This window comes from Epilithonimonas arachidiradicis (assembly GCF_003610695.1).
GTDB lineage: Bacteria > Bacteroidota > Bacteroidia > Flavobacteriales > Weeksellaceae > Epilithonimonas > Epilithonimonas arachidiradicis.
The window spans coordinates 186,470-203,613 of record NZ_RAQH01000003.1 but is presented as its reverse complement, the minus strand read 5'-3'; the positions used below and the strand labels follow the sequence as shown (position 1 = coordinate 203,613).

Annotated in this window: 18 protein-coding genes; 10 read left to right on the top strand and 8 right to left on the bottom strand. The window is 36.3% G+C overall.

The window, feature by feature from the left end; translation table 11 throughout:
* Positions 1-26: 26 nt before the first annotated feature.
* Positions 27-875 (top strand): YoaK family protein, encoded by an 849-nt coding sequence (locus BXY58_RS06845; RefSeq protein WP_120213075.1) that lies wholly within the window; start codon positions 27-29, stop codon positions 873-875.
* A gap of 118 nt (positions 876-993) precedes the next feature.
* On the opposite strand, the gene trxB is transcribed toward BXY58_RS06845, so the two are convergent.
* The 3 genes from trxB to holA form a co-directional block, all read right to left on the bottom strand.
* Positions 994-1,962 (bottom strand): thioredoxin-disulfide reductase, encoded by a 969-nt coding sequence (gene trxB / locus BXY58_RS06840; protein ID WP_120213074.1) that lies wholly within the window; start codon positions 1,960-1,962, stop codon positions 994-996.
* Between the two features lie 156 nt (positions 1,963-2,118).
* On the bottom strand, positions 2,119-2,814 hold the full coding sequence (locus BXY58_RS06835) for a hypothetical protein (RefSeq protein ID WP_120213073.1): 696 nt from the start codon (positions 2,812-2,814) through the stop codon (positions 2,119-2,121).
* 29 nt (positions 2,815-2,843) lie between these two features.
* A complete protein-coding gene (gene holA, locus BXY58_RS06830) occupies positions 2,844-3,881 on the bottom strand; it encodes a DNA polymerase III subunit delta (protein ID WP_120213072.1) in 1,038 nt (345 codons plus the stop codon).
* Positions 3,882-3,889: 8 nt separating this feature from the next.
* Here holA and BXY58_RS06825 point away from each other — a divergent pair, with 8 nt between their 5' ends.
* On the top strand, positions 3,890-4,324 hold the full coding sequence (locus BXY58_RS06825; protein WP_120213071.1) for a type I restriction enzyme HsdR N-terminal domain-containing protein: 435 nt from the start codon (positions 3,890-3,892) through the stop codon (positions 4,322-4,324).
* Positions 4,325-4,338: 14 nt separating this feature from the next.
* Here BXY58_RS06825 and BXY58_RS06820 read toward each other — a convergent pair whose 3' ends face one another.
* The 5 genes from BXY58_RS06820 to BXY58_RS06800 all read right to left on the bottom strand — a co-directional run bounded on the left by BXY58_RS06820 (position 4,339) and on the right by BXY58_RS06800 (position 9,551).
* Entirely contained in the window at positions 4,339-5,349 is a 1,011-nt protein-coding gene (locus tag BXY58_RS06820; RefSeq protein ID WP_120213070.1) for a VWA domain-containing protein, read from the bottom strand.
* A 4-nt stretch (positions 5,350-5,353) separates the two neighbouring features.
* Positions 5,354-6,223: a VWA domain-containing protein gene (locus tag BXY58_RS06815; protein ID WP_229728388.1), complete on the bottom strand. Its 870-nt coding sequence runs from the start codon at positions 6,221-6,223 to the stop codon at positions 5,354-5,356.
* Between the two features lie 152 nt (positions 6,224-6,375).
* Positions 6,376-7,332: a BatD family protein gene (locus tag BXY58_RS06810; RefSeq protein WP_120213068.1), complete on the bottom strand. Its 957-nt coding sequence runs from the start codon at positions 7,330-7,332 to the stop codon at positions 6,376-6,378.
* Between the two features lie 78 nt (positions 7,333-7,410).
* Positions 7,411-8,271: a DUF58 domain-containing protein gene (locus BXY58_RS06805; protein WP_120213067.1), complete on the bottom strand. Its 861-nt coding sequence runs from the start codon at positions 8,269-8,271 to the stop codon at positions 7,411-7,413.
* Positions 8,272-8,546: 275 nt separating this feature from the next.
* On the bottom strand, positions 8,547-9,551 hold the full coding sequence (locus BXY58_RS06800; RefSeq protein WP_120213066.1) for an AAA family ATPase: 1,005 nt from the start codon (positions 9,549-9,551) through the stop codon (positions 8,547-8,549).
* Positions 9,552-9,750: 199 nt separating this feature from the next.
* On the opposite strand from BXY58_RS06800, the gene BXY58_RS06795 reads away from it, so the two are divergent.
* The 8 genes from BXY58_RS06795 (at position 9,751) to BXY58_RS06760 (ending at position 17,143) form a co-directional block, all read left to right on the top strand.
* Positions 9,751-10,227 carry a DinB family protein gene (locus BXY58_RS06795; RefSeq protein WP_120213065.1) on the top strand — a complete coding sequence of 159 codons (477 nt, stop codon included), beginning with the start codon at positions 9,751-9,753 and terminating at the stop codon, positions 10,225-10,227.
* Between the two features lie 10 nt (positions 10,228-10,237).
* Positions 10,238-10,972, top strand: coding sequence for a methyltransferase domain-containing protein (locus BXY58_RS06790; protein ID WP_120213064.1), 735 nt, complete (start codon positions 10,238-10,240; stop codon positions 10,970-10,972).
* A gap of 15 nt (positions 10,973-10,987) precedes the next feature.
* Positions 10,988-11,422: a hypothetical protein gene (locus BXY58_RS06785; RefSeq protein ID WP_120213063.1), complete on the top strand. Its 435-nt coding sequence runs from the start codon at positions 10,988-10,990 to the stop codon at positions 11,420-11,422.
* Positions 11,423-11,632: 210 nt separating this feature from the next.
* Complete coding sequence (gene rlmB / locus BXY58_RS06780; protein WP_120213062.1) at positions 11,633-12,379, top strand: 23S rRNA (guanosine(2251)-2'-O)-methyltransferase RlmB; 747 nt, start codon at positions 11,633-11,635, stop codon at positions 12,377-12,379.
* A 235-nt stretch (positions 12,380-12,614) separates the two neighbouring features.
* Positions 12,615-13,658 (top strand): DUF6263 family protein, encoded by a 1,044-nt coding sequence (locus BXY58_RS06775; protein ID WP_120213061.1) that lies wholly within the window; start codon positions 12,615-12,617, stop codon positions 13,656-13,658.
* A gap of 9 nt (positions 13,659-13,667) precedes the next feature.
* On the top strand, positions 13,668-13,898 hold the full coding sequence (locus tag BXY58_RS06770) for a hypothetical protein (RefSeq protein WP_120213060.1): 231 nt from the start codon (positions 13,668-13,670) through the stop codon (positions 13,896-13,898).
* Positions 13,899-13,955: 57 nt separating this feature from the next.
* Positions 13,956-14,549 (top strand): hypothetical protein, encoded by a 594-nt coding sequence (locus tag BXY58_RS06765; protein WP_120213059.1) that lies wholly within the window; start codon positions 13,956-13,958, stop codon positions 14,547-14,549.
* A gap of 56 nt (positions 14,550-14,605) precedes the next feature.
* On the top strand, positions 14,606-17,143 hold the full coding sequence (locus tag BXY58_RS06760; protein WP_120213058.1) for a YfhO family protein: 2,538 nt from the start codon (positions 14,606-14,608) through the stop codon (positions 17,141-17,143).
* Position 17,144: the final 1 nt, after the last annotated feature.

Genomic DNA, 17,144 nt, shown 5'->3' with positions numbered 1-17,144 from the left:
GAAATTAAATCATAAAATAAATCACAATGTTAAGAAATTATAGTAACAGCAGAACGTTGGGAGACAACATCAGACTGGGGACGCTGACTGCCTTCACGGCGGGGACTATAAATATAGCATCTCTATTGATATTCTTGTCTTTTACATCCAACGTAACAGGACATTATGCGATTTTGGCAGCAGAAATCAGCCAGGGAAACTGGACTCAGGTTGCTGTTGTCGCCGGATGGATTTTCTTATTCTTCTTCGGTGGATTTGTGGCGAATATGAGTGTCATCAACTTTAACAGGAAAAGTAAATATTTTGCCCACGCTTTACCAATTGTTTTGGAGATTTTATGCCTCTTGTTTGTAGGATTCTACGGACAATTCTATTATAAAAAAACACTGGAAGAGACGGAAGCTTTGGTAGCATTGATGCTATTCGCAACGGGATTGCAAAACGGCTTGACAGCGAGTATCTCCAACTTCTCCGTGAAGACCACCCACTTGACAGGAACAACGACCGATTTGGGAATCCTATTCTCGATGTTTACTCAGAAAAAATTCAGAAAAAACCCTGAATTAATTGCACGTGCTAAACTGCTAATGAGTATTATGACGGCTTATGTTTTGGGAGCGGTATTCTCAGGACTGACTTACTATAATTTGGAATTCCGTGTGTTTTATGTGATAAGCGTTTGTCTTCTGGTGGTCATTGGTTATGATTTTTATAAAATCAACCTTAGACATTTCCATACAGAATACAGATATTACAAAATCTATCACAAACCGACCCTGATAGCGTTTTTGTACTACAAGATCCATAATAAAGAAGAGAAAAGAACTGTAAGTAGACCTAATACTAATGCAAAATTGGCCTTTAGCGACAAGTAATTATTCCTCCAAAAAAAACACTTCATCATAAATCAATTTTTTGTAATAGTTCTTTATTGAAAAACCGCCGGAGAAATTCTTCGGCGGTTTTGATTTGTGATATTAATAAATCTTTCAATTATTGTTCAACCCAAGTATGGTTTTCTCCGGCTAATTCGCCAAGATATTTCTCTGCATCCATTGCTGCCATACAACCACTACCAGCAGCAGTAATCGCTTGTCTGTAATGGTGATCCTGAACATCGCCTGCTGCAAACACACCTGGAAGATTGGTTCTTGCAGATTTACCTTCTGTGATGATATATTCGTTTTCGTCAAGGTCGATTTGTCCTTTGAAAAGTTCCGTATTAGGTTTGTGACCGATGGCAATGAAAATCCCGTGAACATCTATTGTAGAAACCTCATCTGTCAAATTATTAACCACTTTAGCTCTTTCTACCAAGAAGTTTTCTCCTTCGATTCCTATTAATTCGTGGTTGTATTTCACTTCGATATTTGGTGTACTCAAAACTCTGTCAACCATTACTTTTGAAGCACGGAAGTGGTCTTTTCGTACTAACAATGTGACTTTGTTGCAAATCTTGGAAAGATAAGTTGCTTCTTCTGCCGCCGTATCGCCTGCTCCAACTACAATCACATCTTTTCCTCTGTAGAAAAATCCGTCACAAGTGGCGCAAGCAGAAACGCCGCCGCCAGCATATTTTTTCTCATCTGCCAAACCCAGATATTTTGCGGCAGCACCCGTAGAGATAATCACACTTTTCGCCAAAATCTCACGAGAGCCTGTACTCAGTTTATGAATGCCGCCTCTTACTTTGGAAAACTCAACTTTGGAGATCATCTCGTAATGAACTTTGGTCTCGAAACGTTCCGCTTGCTTTTGTAACTGAAGCATCATTTCCGGCCCGGTAATTCCATCCGGATAACCAGGGAAATTCTCCACTTCTGTTGTTGTTGTTAGTTGTCCGCCCGGTTCCAATCCTGTGAAAAGTTCAGGTTTCAGGTTTGCTCTTCCTGCATAAATTGCGGCTGTGAAACCAGCTGGTCCGGAACCTACAATGACACAGTCTAAGATATTGTTCTCCATTTTTATTATTAAATTATTTTTTTAGGATGAATATTTCTTTCGAAATAGGAATTTTCAAATATAATTCTTTGTTTGAAAAATCGGGTACAAATTTCGGGAATTAATTATTCAGAACCTATCTAAACTGTCAATGCAAAATATATGAATGATAAATAATCAATGACTGTTAAAAACAAAAGCCAGAATAATCAACACAATATCAATGGCTACAAGAATCCAAACTAATTTGAGGTCCGGTTCTGCAAAACCTTCTATGAACTGTCTTATTTTAAAAGATAAAATACTGCTCAAATTGGTATTTGGGTTTTTAAAATCGACATCATCCATTTTGATTTTTTTCAGAATGAATTTGATGATTCTTTTCTGTAGCTTAGGCGTTTGCGAATCATGATTAATTGTATCCAGCAGTTTTACTTTTACCACACTCCAATCTGAAATTTTCTTTAGAAAATCGGGTTGTTTCTGAAGAATTTTATCAACGTAAAATTCAATCTTAGGTTCTATAAAATCCGCCAACTTGAATTTCCAGATATTATAAATAGCGGAAGCAATTGCATTTTTATTGGCTAAAATAATGAACAGAACTGGCGTGAGAATTCCGACCGTTAATAACAAAGCCGACCAAAACTCCACCATAAAAAGGAAGATAAATCCCATAACGGCACCGAGAATCCCGGCGTGGCCTGAAGCCGGAAATCCACCACCCGGATTATCACTAAATAAAATCACAGCAATTGTAATATTGGTAATCATAATAACCACTCCAATAAAAGCGACTTTTATCCAAGCGAATAAGGATTTTGCTGTGATTTTCCCGAATAATTTGAAGTTACTTGATGCTTCGTTTTTCATTTGTTTGTGTTTTAGTTTTATAATTTAGTTTAAACCTTCATTTTCAATTCATCCACTTTTATGATTTTGTAAACCATTTCTTTATAGATTTCTTCATCTTCCATTTGTCTTACGCCCAAACCTTTAGATTTTAAATCCATCTCACGAAGAATTGAAATCACTCTTGTAGCGTGCTTCAACGGATAAAACCTTGCCGCTTCCGAATAATCCTTGATAGCATAAGGATTTACACCCATTGTAGAAGCTATTGTTTGAGGAGATTGGCCTGACAAAGTATGATAAATAATAATGTTGGAAAAGAAATTGTAAAGCGCACCAAAAGCCATTTGCACAGGATTCGATTTTTTATTTTTTCCCATGTAGTAAGCGATACTGAAAGCTTTTGCCTGGTCTTTCGTCGCTAATGCTTTCTGAAGCTCGAAGATGTTGAAGTCTTTACTGATTCCGATATGTTCTTCAATAATTTTACCATCGAGAACAGCGCCATCTTTTAGGACGATTTTCAGTTTATTCAGTTCATTCGCAATTCGGGAAAGGTCATTCCCAAGATATTCTGCCAAGAGATGACTGATGTTGGGTGCAGATTTGATCCCCATCACCGACATTTCCCCTTGAATCCAAGTCGGAAGCTGATAATCTTTCATCTTCTCGCTTGTGAAAAGCATTCCGGATTTGACAAGAGTTTTCGCCACTTTTTTTCTGGCATCCAGCTTTTTGTGTTTATGAGCAAAAACCAAAATGGTAGAAGGAACAGGATTTTCCAGATAAGTTTCCAAAGCTTTGGATTCTTCTTCATTCAGTTTCATATCCTGCGCTTCTTTCACAATGATGAGCTGCTTATCTCCCATCATTGGATATTGCCTCGCCAAAGAAAGAACTTCCAGATAATTGGTATCACGACCGTACGCAACCGTTTGGTTAAAAGCCTTCTCGTCTTCTTCCAAAACATCTTGCTCAAAATGTTTGACCGCCAAATCGATATAAAAAGCCTCGTCGCCCTGAAAAAAATAAACCGGTAAAAGTTCTTTATTTTTAATATTTTTGAGGATAATATCTATTTCTTTCATCTTAAAGTATGCAGGTTCCCAAACTAAATTTTGAACATCAATTTGATTTCCAAATCAAACAAGACAAAGATACATTTTTTATCTATGATCTGGTAAGAAAAAGCTGGCTTGTCTTGACACCGGAAGAATGGGTAAGACAGCATTGGCTGCATTATTATCGTTTTGTACAAAAGAAAAATCCATCGTCATTAATTCTTGAAAGAAAGCTGGAACTGAATGGAACTACGAAACGAATTGACCTGCTTATCACTGAAAAAACAAAACCGAAAATCCTTATTGAATGTAAGGCACCGAATATTGTTCTGAAGGAAATCCATTTTGAGCAAATTGCCCGATATAACAGCCTAATCGGTGCTGAACAGATTATTATCAGCAATGGTTTTCATCATATTTTTGCGGATTATAAGGACGGTAAATATCAGTTTTTGAATGCGAAAGTATAATGAAGTTAAGAATTCTACAAATTAAAATCCTTCTTCGGATTGAAAAGATAAATCAAAAAGAAAAAGAAAACTGATACTCCTAAAAAATATTGATAGTAGTGCACTGCAGATTGTGAACTGATAACAGTTGTTATGCCGGAAGCCGTGGATTTGTGTAGCTCATTAATAAGATTGTTAATCGCATTGTCCAGATTATTTCCATCAAGATAACTTCCGCCGGTTGAAGATGCAATATTTTTCAATGCTTTGGTTTGTAACTTGGAAACGACTGTTTCGCCATACATATCGGATTTGTAGCCCATTAATTGTCCGAAATAATATTCCGGAATTGGTGCGCCTTCTTCGGTTCCGACACCAATTGTTGTAACTCTTATTCCTTCTTTTTTTGCGAGGTTAATTGCTTCATCCTCGTGACCTTCGTTATCTTCACCATCACTTATTAATACAATATTCCGAGAACCTTTTGTTATATTTTTGAATTTCTGAGCCGCGATTTGAATCGGTTTCAAAAAATCGGTTCCCTGGTTTTGAACTACACTGGTTTCGATTCCCAAAAGGTAGTTTTCTGCCGCCGAATAGTCGCTGGACAAAGGCATCACAGAGTATGAATCGCCGGCAAATACAATGATTCCTACTCTATCATTCGACAGCTTTTGAAGAGAATTAATGATAATATTCTTTGCTTCCTCTAATCGGCTTGGTTGGATATCCTGGGCATTCATAGAGTTGGAAACATCCAGAACAAACATCGTACTGCTGACATTCTGCTTGACACTGATCTCCTCTTTTCCACCCAAAAGGTCAATAATCGAAAATATCAGGAATAAAAAACCTAACAGATACAAAACCGGAAACAACTTGGCAAACCAAGATGTTTTTTCAAACAACGTATCCTGAAATCTGCCTTCTGCAAAAAGGTTTCTTTTGCGGTTTTTCCACCGGATATAATGGATAATGAAGTAACCAATGACAGGCAACAAAAGAAGTAATAACAGATACCAGTAATTTCCTAAATACCAATTCATCAGCTTAATTCAAAATTTTAAAAATAACCCAACGGAACAACGCATCCAACAATAGAAATCCTAAAGCCATCCAAAGGAAAATCCTGAAATATTCTTCATAATTATACAATTTTGAAGTTTTGACATCGGATTTTTCCAGTTGATTAATCTCGTCATAAACATTTTGCAGGCTGCTGTTAGACGTGGCGCGGAAGTACTTTCCACCGGTCAATTGTGCGATATCGATCAACGTGTTTTCATCGATTTCGGTTTTCTGTTCTGTAAAAACAATATCTCCAAAAATATTAGTTCCCGTCGGGAAAGCGGCAAAACCATTGCTTCCAATCCCGACTGTATAAACTTTGATCCCGTTATTTTTTGCTAATTCTGCAGCAATTTGTGGAGGCATCGCATTCAAAACGGTATTGACGCCGTCAGTCATCAAGATGATGATTTTACTTTTAGCTTTGCTTTTTTTCAAATGGTTTACAGCAACAGAAAGTCCTTCTCCAATCGCCGTTCCAGGTTGTAATTCGAGAGGATTTAATTGATTCAGTTCATCTACTACAACTTGGTGATCCGTTGTTAAAGGAACCTTGGTGTAAGCTTCTCCTGAATATGCAACCAAACCAATTCGGTCGTTGTCTCGTTTATTAACAAAATCAATAGCGATTTTTTTAAGCGCTTCCAACCTGTCCGGATCAAGGTCTTTCGCCAACATACTGAGCGAAACGTCCACGGAAAGCATAATATCAATGCCTTTGGACTCATCTCTATCCTGGGAAATCGTGTAAGTTCTCGGTCTTGCCAAAGCAATGATCAAAGCGGAAAGTATGAAATATTTCGAAATCTTAAGAAAAGTCATCACAAGAGAAATGCTTCCTGTCGGCTTCATATTTTTGACAGAAGGCACTGCAATTCCCCGACTCTTTTTTTTGCCAGCATCCAATATTAATAATGGGATGAACAATAAAAAAAGCAGTAAAAAAATCGGACTGTAAAACTCGAAATTCACGGGTTGATTATAATTGAATTTTGATTAATGATTTATTTGAGTTTTCGTAATTTGGATTGGTCTTCAGCTGAGATTTCTGTGACAGAATTATTTCGAAGATTCTCCGCTTCCACGTCTTTGGTAGAACGTTTTACGAAATCCCGAATTGCTGTAAAATCTTTTGACATTATCTCTTTGGTCGGAATCGTTTTCGCAAACTTTACCAAGTCGCCACGCAAAAATATATCTTCCACTATTTTTTCATTTTCCTGAGAAATAGCGTTCGTATTTTTCATATAATCGATTAAATCATCGGTCAGCAAAACATCTGCAGGAATCTGATATTGCTTGGTAATAAAACCTCTGGTAATTTCAATCAGTTCAACATAGAAAGCACGGAAATTTTCGTTCTCGATATAATTTTTCTTTCTAAGTTTTTCCAAATCCTTTAAGGTCTGATTCGTAGTAACTACAGGGCTATCTTTTCGCTTTCTACCCCATTTTACAATGCCAATAATCAAAACAATAATTGCAATAATTATCAAAGCCAAAAGAACGTAGAACTTGTATAGATCCCAATAGTCTTTGACATCCAACTCCACTTCCTTGTTCTTCATAATGTCATTAATCTGGTCGCCTTTTTTTGCGGTATTAATGACTTCCACTTCGTACGGAATAGTTTTAAGGATTTTATCTCCAACTTTTACCTGAATCTCGGGAATCTTAAATTTTCCTTCCTCAAAAATGGCAAATTTTACGGAGCGCAGATAGATATCTTTCTGTTTCGCAATACTGTCATTGACCATTTCGAAGTGAAAAGGCAGCAACTCGTTCCTTGGTGCAATCTGAACATCTTTCCCGTCCAAATCCAGAATCTGAATCTTGAAAACCGCCACTTCGCCCAAAGCCAAAGTGGTTTTGTCCAGATTCGAAGACAAGGTTTGTGAAAATCCTAATGAAAAAAAGAATATAAAAAACGAAAAAAATATTTTGAATAGTCTGTAAGGCATTTATATAATTGACAGTTGTTGTTTGATAGTTGTTAGTCTATTGTGTTTTGATTCTTTGTTCTTTTACTATTGCTTTTTCTATTTCCTGAAATATTGATAAAGTAATTTGCTGTAATCATCAGAAGTATTGACATCAAGAAAATGGGCAGAAGAATTTTCAAATTCTTCTTTAATTTGGCGCATCTTCTGCTTTTGCTGTTCCGCAAATTCATAACGCCACCTGGAACTGGAAGTATTTGCCCAGACCTGTTTTCCGGTTTCTGCATCGCGGAATAGTGCGTAACCGATATCAGGAATCTCCATATCTTTTTCGTCAAAAACCCGAAGTCCCAACAACTGATGTTTTCTTGCTGTAACGTTAAGGATTTTCTGGTCAAATTCATCTTCAAAATCAGAAAAAACAAACACCAAGGATTTTCTTTTGAAAACACTCATCATATAATTGAATGCCGAATTCAAATCCGATTGCGCCGGAACATAGTCTGCAGTAAGGATATTGCTGATAATCGACAAAACGTGCTTTCTGCCTTTCTGTGGCGGAACAACTTTCAGCACTTTATCAGCATACAAAATCAATCCGACCTTATCATTGTTTCCCGTCGCCGAAAATCCGAGAGAAGCGCAAATCTCTGCAACGTATTCTCTTTTCAATTGACTTTTCGTCCCGTAATCCATAGATGCAGAAATATCGACAACCAGCATCATTGTCAGTTCCCGTTCTTCTTCCATTACTTTCACGAATGGTTCACGGAAACGCGCTGTTTTGTTCCAATCGATTCGACGTGTATCGTCTCCGAACTGGTATTGGCGAACTTCCGAAAACGTCATCCCCTGACCTTTGAAAGCGCTGTGATATTGTCCCATAAGCGATGCTTCCGTTTTCTTTCGAGTACGGATTTCTATCTGCTTTACTTTTTTGACAATGTCTTTTATTTCCAATTTAATTTTTGATATTTTTTGTCGGTCATCAGTTGATAGTTTTCAAATCATCTCCTATCATAACAATTCGACAATTGACCACTATCAACAGATAACCAGATTTTTAAGACGAAATTTGTCTTAAAAATTTTAATATTTAGTCCAGCTACTACGGAGCTGTTTCCATTCACGGATGATTTTCTCTAAAAACATTTTGTTCCTAAGTAACTTTCCAGCTTAAAGCTTATCAAGTTAAAAACTCCTTAACGCTATAACTCACAAACACTCGAACCAGACTAAGGCGCTTGAATTTTACTAAGAATTCTATTGACAATTTCGTCCTGAGTCACTTCTTCCGCTTCCGCTTCGAAACTCAATCCGATCCTGTGTCTCAGAACATCTTTCGCAATTTCTTTCACATCTTCCGGGATCACAAAAGCTCTTCCTTTGATAAAAGCATAAGCTCTGGAAGCAATCGCTAAATTGATACTTGCTCTCGGCGATGCACCGAAACTGATGTAATTTTTAAGGTCAGACAAGCCGTATTTTTCAGGATAACGGGTTGCAAAAACCATATCCAGAATATATTTCTCGATTTTCTCATCCAGATAAATCTGATTAATAAGTTTCTTGGCTTCGACAATTTGTTCAAGATTAACAACCTGGCGGATTTGCGGAATATCCTGCGTAGAAATCATTCGCATTACTTTTCTTTCATCTTCAAACTCCGGATAATCAATTTTACACTTCAGCATAAAACGGTCGGTCTGCGCTTCCGGCAAAAGATAAGTTCCTTCCTGGTCGATTGGATTTTGAGTGGCTAAAACTAAGAATGGTTTTGGCAAGGGCATTGTTTCGTCGCCAATCGTCACTTGCTTTTCCTGCATTACTTCAAGAAGTGCGGACTGGACTTTCGCCGGCGCACGGTTGATTTCATCCGCTAAAACGAAATTAGCGAAAACAGGTCCTTTTTTTATAGAAAAATCATTGTCTTTGACATTATAAATCATTGTTCCCACAACATCTGCAGGCAACAAATCCGGTGTAAACTGAATCCTGGAAAACTCCCCGTCAACAGCTTCGGACAAAGTTTTGATCGCTAAAGTTTTAGCTAAGCCGGGAACACCTTCCAAAAGGACATGACCATTTCCCAAAAGTCCTATCAAAAGACGGTCAATCATATAATCTTGACCAATAATAGCGCGGTTGATTTCTTGTTTTAGAATATTAAAAAAGTAATTCTGTTCTTTTACTTTCTCTGTAAGCTGTCTGATATCTTCAGCTTGATTCAATTCTGACATAGTTAATCTTAATAATTGGTAAATTTCATATAAAAACCTGCAACGGCAAACACAATAATTGCTAATCTTGCGTTAAATATTTGTTAAAGTATAGATACAAATGTTACAAACTTTTGCGTCGGATTCTAATAAATATGGATTATTTGTCGTTTATTTATAATTAATATAACTTTGAACTAAATAAACTTTTATTCAAAAAATGAATTATCATTTTGCCAATCACAGACAAGTCAGAAAAAATCTGCTTGATATTTTACAAAATACTTCGGAAAAAGACCTTCTCACGATCCCTGACGGATTCAATAATAATATCTACTGGAACATCGCCCATTGTGTTGCGACACAACAATTGTTATGTTATTACCTTAGCGGAAACCAATTCCGGATTGATAAATACTGGGTGGAAACTTACAAAAAAGGAACTTTTGCTAATGTAGATGTGAAGCAGTCCGAAATGGAAGATCTATCTTATTTGTTAATCGAAACATCCAAAATCCTGATGAAAGATTATGATGCCGATTTTTTCCCGGATTACACACCCTATTCCACCAGTTTTGGGATTGATTTGAAGAATATTCAGGATGCAATTATTTTCAACAATATGCACGAGAGTATCCACTACGGTTATATCCTTTCTCAGAAGAGAGCTTTGATTGGCGAAGGATTGAGTTTGTAAACTATTATCTATGAAAATCACAAAACTTGTTTTATTATTTAATTACAAAAAAATTCTTCTCGGCTTTCTGGTGGCAGTAATTTCCTTTATTGTTTCTAATCAATTTGCGGCAGATTTTAATATCTTACTGAAAGTCTTTTCAATTTTAATTATTCTCAATATCATAGCTTCAATCGTAGCTTCTTATGTACTTTATGATAAATCGGATTTGTATAATGTTAAAAAGTTGAATAAAATTATTGATTTTAGAAAAATTGAAAACGCTATTCTGATTCACGCAAGTTTTGACCCACTTTCACAAAAAATTGAAGAAAAATTTCCTAATATAAAACTTACTACCTGTGATATTTATGGAAATCGGCACGAACACGAAAGTGGAATCAAAATTTCTAAAAAAGTTTTTCCTCCAAATCCTAAGGAAATAAAAATCAATCCTAGCCAATTGCCTTTCGAAGATAAATCTCAAGATATTGTAATCGCTATTACTGCAATCCACGAAATTCTTGACCATCAGCAAAGAGTTTTATTTTTTAAAGAAGCTAAGAGAATTTTAAAAGCTGAAGGGAAAATAATTCTTTCTGAGCAATTTCGTGATACCATTAATTTTATTTTCTTTAATATTGGAGCGTTTCATTTTCTAAGTGAAAAACAATGGAGGAGAGCGATTTCGGAAGCTGGTCTGAGAATACAGGAAAATTCAAAAATCACATCTTTTTCAAATATGTTAACAATAGTTGCCGAGTGAAAATATAAAATCACAATGAACTATAGACTTATCTTACCAATTTTTCTTCTTCTATTTTCATCTTTTTCAAAGTCGGAAAATGAGCGGTTCAAATATTATCAGCCAATTAGCAAAACTCAGGAAATCGAAGTGCTTTATCTGACCTGGACTGATACCAATTTACCTAATTTCATAAAAATAGCGGATTATAATAAGTACATTGACAAATCGGAATTAATTGATCATTGCTTCTATGTTGATTCCAAAAATCCGGAAAAAAGGAAGTTCAAAATTCCGGTGATCACTGATAAATTGATTAAGAAAACCCCATTGAAACTCAAAGGCAAATTATTCAAAACCAAACAATTTAACGATACTTTTCCTACGCCGCTTTTCGAAGATCTCAGAAAAACCGGTGATTTGAAATTCAAAACGGAGAATGATGAATTTCTGGTTTTTGTTTTGGATTAAATTATACAAACTACAAAAATTAAAAAGTTTTTTAACTTAATATTTCGTTGAAAGTTCAAAAACAACTTTATAAGTTTTTCTTTTTCAACTTATTCCAAATCAATTCTATAATAATTTCCTTTTGTGCCTTTTGTGGTTAGAAATTTTACATTTTTCTTAAGATAAAACTAAAATCAAAAGCCTTACTTTTGTCAATTCAAAATCTCATTAATGAATCAAGAGAAAAAAGACGATTTTATTTTCGGGTTAAGGCCTGTATTAGAAGCTATCGAAGCAGGAAAAACTATTGACAAAATATTTGTGCAGAATGCGTTGCAAGGTGAAATCTATATCGAGCTAAAACAACTTCTTTCAAAACACAATATCCGTCCCAACTACGTTCCTGTAGAAAAACTGAATCGTTTTACCAGAAAAAACCACCAAGGTGTGGTTGCTTTCATTTCTGATGTTCCATTCCACAAAATCGAAGATGTATTGCCTCAACTTTTTGAAGAAGGTAAAACGCCTTTTATCTTAGTTCTTGACCGTTTGACCGATGTCAGAAACTTTGGTGCCATTTGCAGAACTGCAGAGTGTGTTGGCATACACGCCGTTGTCATTCCTGAAAAAGGTGCTGCACCGATTAATTCTGATGCGATTAAAACATCTGCCGGAGCGATTTACAACATCAAAATCTGCAAAGAAAAAAACCTGGCGCATACTGTTGATTTTCTGCAGCAAAGCGGAGTTGCTGTCTTTGCAGCGACAGAAAAGGCGCAGAAATTGATATATGATGTCGATTTTAAAGAACCTTGTGCCATCGTAATGGGAAATGAAGAGACAGGAATTTCCAAAGAAGTACTTCATCACGCGGATGAAAAAATAAAACTTCCGATAGAAGGTAAAACCCAATCACTGAACGTCTCTGTAGCTTGTGGTGCCATTCTCTATGAAGCGGTGAGACAGAAGTTGAGTTAGGGGTTGGAGTGTTAATGACCTCTATTTTCTGAAACGTACAACTGGAAAATGCAATAGGGATAGTAGTGGAAATCCTTTTTATTTTTGATGGCATTGAGCTTCGGGAAAAATAAAAAGATTGTAACGGATAGCCCGGCCCGAGCGGTGGCCTTGAGCTCTGGCGAGGGAATTGCCCAAAATATTATATTAAACACAGAATGGTAAAAAATCATTCATCATTTATCAAATATCATTTATGAAAAAATTAACGGCGCTTGCGCTCATTGCAATAACATTAACAGCTTGTAAAAAAGAAACAAAAACCGTTACAAGAGTGGACCCAAAAACGGGAAAAACGGAAACTGTAACGGTAGAAGTTTCACCGGAAGAAGCGGCAAAACCAAAGGCGATTGCTGACAGCAGCGGCGTTTACAAGCAGAAATTTATCCTTGAAAAAGGCACGACTTATCCGCTGGTTTCTTACCAGAGAGAAATCCAGACTTTCACTTCGCCGGACGGAAAAACAATGTCGGGAACAAATGAAACAACAGACGAAATGACCGTAACTGTAAATGATTTCAAAGACAACATTTATGATATGACGTTGAATATGGTCGGCAAAAGAATGTCGAGTTCCGCCAACGGAAAAACAGTTGTTATTGACACCAAACAGGCCGCTCCAAAAGAAGAACAGCTGAAAATGGATTACCTTGTAAGCAAAGGTCTGGCAGGCAACAAACTGAATGTAAAAATGGACGCTTTCGGAAACATCAAATCGATAAATGGTTTCGAGACTGTTCATAATAACCTGAGAAAAGCAATCGCAGGAACAATTAAAGATAAAAAACAGCAGGATGCGATTATTGAAAGCTTCAAAGCAGGCTTCAATGAAGCAATGATGAAGGAACAGTTGGGCAAAAATCTGAAACTGATTCCGGCAAAAGGAGCAAAAATCGGAGAAAAATGGACGACTTCTGAAGACATCGATCCAAGCGGAAAGCTGAAGCAAACGTTAACTTTCACTTTGGTAAAAGTGGAAGATGGAAAAGCAGAAATCAGCGTAACTGGTGTGATTCCGTCCAAATCTGATAAGCAATCCAAAGATGGAATGACGCACACGATGAGTATGGGCGGTTCTGAAAGCGGAAAAATTATCATTGACGAAAATACGGGCTGGCTTCTGAACCAGAATCTGTCGGTAAAAACCAATCAGAAAGAATCGTTGTCAGACGGTAAACAGACGCAAAGTATGTCGAAAAACTCGACAACGTCTATCATTATTAATCCTTCTTATAAATAACATCAGGAAATGAAATACATTTTCGAATTCATATTAGCAACTATTATTATATTCTTCGTTTGGAATATTTTGAAAAGATTGTTTTTTAATGCATTCTATAAAAATTTCCCAACATTGAATCCTAAAAATCAACAGCAGAACCAACAGCAAGCCAGTTCTAAAAAAATGCCTGCGAAAAAAGTAAATTGGGATGCGGAAACTGTAGATTACGAAGAAATAAAGGAAGAGAAGAAACCTTAGTTTAATCTTATGCAACCCCTTCAGAGTTTGAAACTCTGAAGGGGTTTTGCCTTCAATATGCAAAAAGAAATTTTAGAATTTGGACAATATTATCATATTTACAATCGGGGAAATAATAGAGATGCTATTTTTTTCGAGGAAGATAATTATAGATATTTCTTAAAATTACTACTAAAATATATTTCTCCAATTGCCAATGTTTATTGCTATTGTCTTCTCAAAAATCATTTTCATTTATTAATTAGAATAAAATCTGAGTCAGAAATTGATGCTTCTGATTTCAAATTTTCAACAATTGAAGAATCAACATCAATCAATCCCTCCAAACAGTTTTCTCATCTTTTTAATGCTTATACTCAAGCTATCAATAAACGCTATAATAGAACAGGAAGCTTACTGGAGAAACCATTTGAACGAAAAAAGATAATTGAGGAAAACTATTTGAAACAAGTTATTCTTTATATTCACAACAATCCGGTAAAGCACGGGATTACAAAAAAGGCAAACCAATACAATTGGTCTTCGTACAATTCAATTTTATCAACTAAGTCGTCAAAATTAAGTAGAAAAGAAGTTTTAGACTATTTTGAAGATGAGAGTAATTTCATATTTTCGCATAATAATTACGATTCACTTAATTTACCTTATTAAAAAATTTAACCCCTTTAGAGTTTGGAACTCTGAAGGGGTTTCAAACAAAATAAATTATGTTCAAAAACAACAAAAATCTAATATTCGTTCTTGCAAGTCTTGTCCTATTCATTTTGCTGGCGGTGATTTATGCCAATCCTGTGATTTCAGGAAAACGATTGATGCAGCACGATATCGTATTTTACAAAGGTGGCGCAGAAGAGCTGTTGCAATACCGTGCGAATAACGATAAAGAAACCTATTGGAGCGATGCAATGTTTGGCGGAATGCCGACTTATCAAACAGGAGCACAATTCCGTGGTGATGTCATCAAAAAAATTGATGATCTGTTTTTGTTTCTTCCAAAACCCGCCAATTATTTATTCTTATTGTTTGCCGGATTTTTCTTTTTAGGAATGGTTGCGGTTCGTAATTGGAAATATGCTTTATTAGGCGCAACATTCTTTGGATTATCGACTTATTTCTACATTATTATTGCGGCCGGACATAATGGGAAAGTTCATACGATTGCTTATTTCGCACCACTTTTAGCCGGGATTATTCTGGTTTATTTCAGGAAAAAATACATTCTCGGATTCATTGTTACAGCGCTTTTCGCTGGTTTACAGATTTGTGCGAATCACCCACAGATGACTTATTATCTGTTCCTTGGATTAGGATTCTTATTCCTATCCGAATTGATAAGAGCTTTCAAAGGAAAAATTGAATGGAAACATTTCTTGATTTCGTCCGGATTGGTCGGATTAGCAGTAATCATCGGTGTTGGAATGAATTCCCAAAGAATAATGGCCAATGCAGAATATGTGAAAGAAACCGTTCGTGGAAAACAAATCCTTAACACAAGTTCTCACACTGCCGGAAAATCCGGAATGGACAAAGAAAGCATCACGATGTGGAGCTACGGAAAACTGGAAACCCTTAACTTATTCATTCCGAGATTAATGGGCGGTGGAAGCCAGGAACCAGGTTCTGACAAAATGATGGAAAAAGTGCAGGAATTGGCTCAGGAAAATATCAAATCTCAACAGGAATACGAAATGATGATGAAAGGCTTCGGAAGCCTGACTTATTGGGGCGACCAACCGAGTACTTCCGGTCCGGCTTACCAAGGTGCGGTTGTCTGTTTTCTGGCAGTTTTAGGCTTTTTCTTTGCCGGAAAAAAATACAGATATTGGATTTTAGGGGCATCGATTTTGACAATTTTATTAGCTTGGGGAAGCAATTTCTCAGTTCTTACGGACTTTTTTATTGATTATATTCCGATGTATAATAAATTCCGTGCACCATCTTCTATCTTGGTGGTTGTCGAGTTTTTGTTCCCACTGATTGCGATACTCGGATTATATAAATTCTTTACTGATGAAAAGCTGGCAGAAGAATACAAAAAGAAAATCTTGCTTTATGTTTCGGGAACGGTTCTCGGAATCACGTTGATTTTATTGGTTTTCGGGAAAGGAATTTTAGGCTTCTACACAGCCAATGAGAAAACTTATCTTCCGCCATTTTTGCTGGATTATTTAGTGAGCGAAAGAGTATCAATGTTCCAGGCTGACGCTATCAAAGCCATTATTTATGTTTTAATAACAGCGGGCGCTTTGTTTTTAGGATTAAAGAAAAAACTGAATGTCAATATTGTTTTATTAATTATCGGATTCGTGAGTTTGTTCGACCTTTGGACCGTTAACAGACGTTATTTGAACGATGATAACTTCGTCGATAAAACTTTTGCTGATTATCCATTCCAGACCGAAAATTCGGAATATCTGATGAGCAAAGCTGGGAACGATTCTTTTGTTCAAAGTCTTTTGCAACAGACTGAAGTTAACAAAGCGTTGCAAACAATTGCTGAAAAAGACAAAGACCATTACAGGATTTTCAATAATATTCTATCTACTTTCAGTGAAACGAATACGTCTTATTTCAAATCTTCAATCGGTGGTTATCACGCCGTGAAATTGAGACGATACGATGACCTTATCAACAAATATTTCTCAACTACTGACCAGGTGAAAACGGTTAGAATCCTGAATATGCTGAACACCAAATATTTCTTAGTAGGTGACCAGCAAAAACCGGAAATTACACCTAATCCAGACGCCAACGGAAATGCTTGGTTTGTTTTTGATATCAAATTCGTGAATAACCCAAACGAAGAACTGAACGAAACCGGAAATGTTGACACCAAGACTATTGCTGTCATTTCGAAGGATGACAAAGCTTATTTCAATGGTAAAAATCTGGCAAAAGACTCAACCGCTTATTTGGATCTGAAAACTTACCAGCCTAACGAATTATCTTTTGAATCTTCATCTAAAACACCTCAATTAGCAGTATTTTCAGAAGTTTATTATCCGCACGGCTGGAATGTTTATCTGGACGGAAACAAAGTGGATTACATCAAAGCGAATTATCTTTTGAGAGCGCTTTACGTTCCTGCGGGAAAGCATAAAATAGAAATGAAATTTGAACCTGCCGTTATCGAAAAAGGAAAATTATTCTCTTTGGTAAGTTTTGGCTTGTTTATTTTGTTGAGTTTGGTTGGGGTTTATTTTCTGTTTAAGGATTCTCGGAAATCTGAGGTTGCGGAAGCTTAGT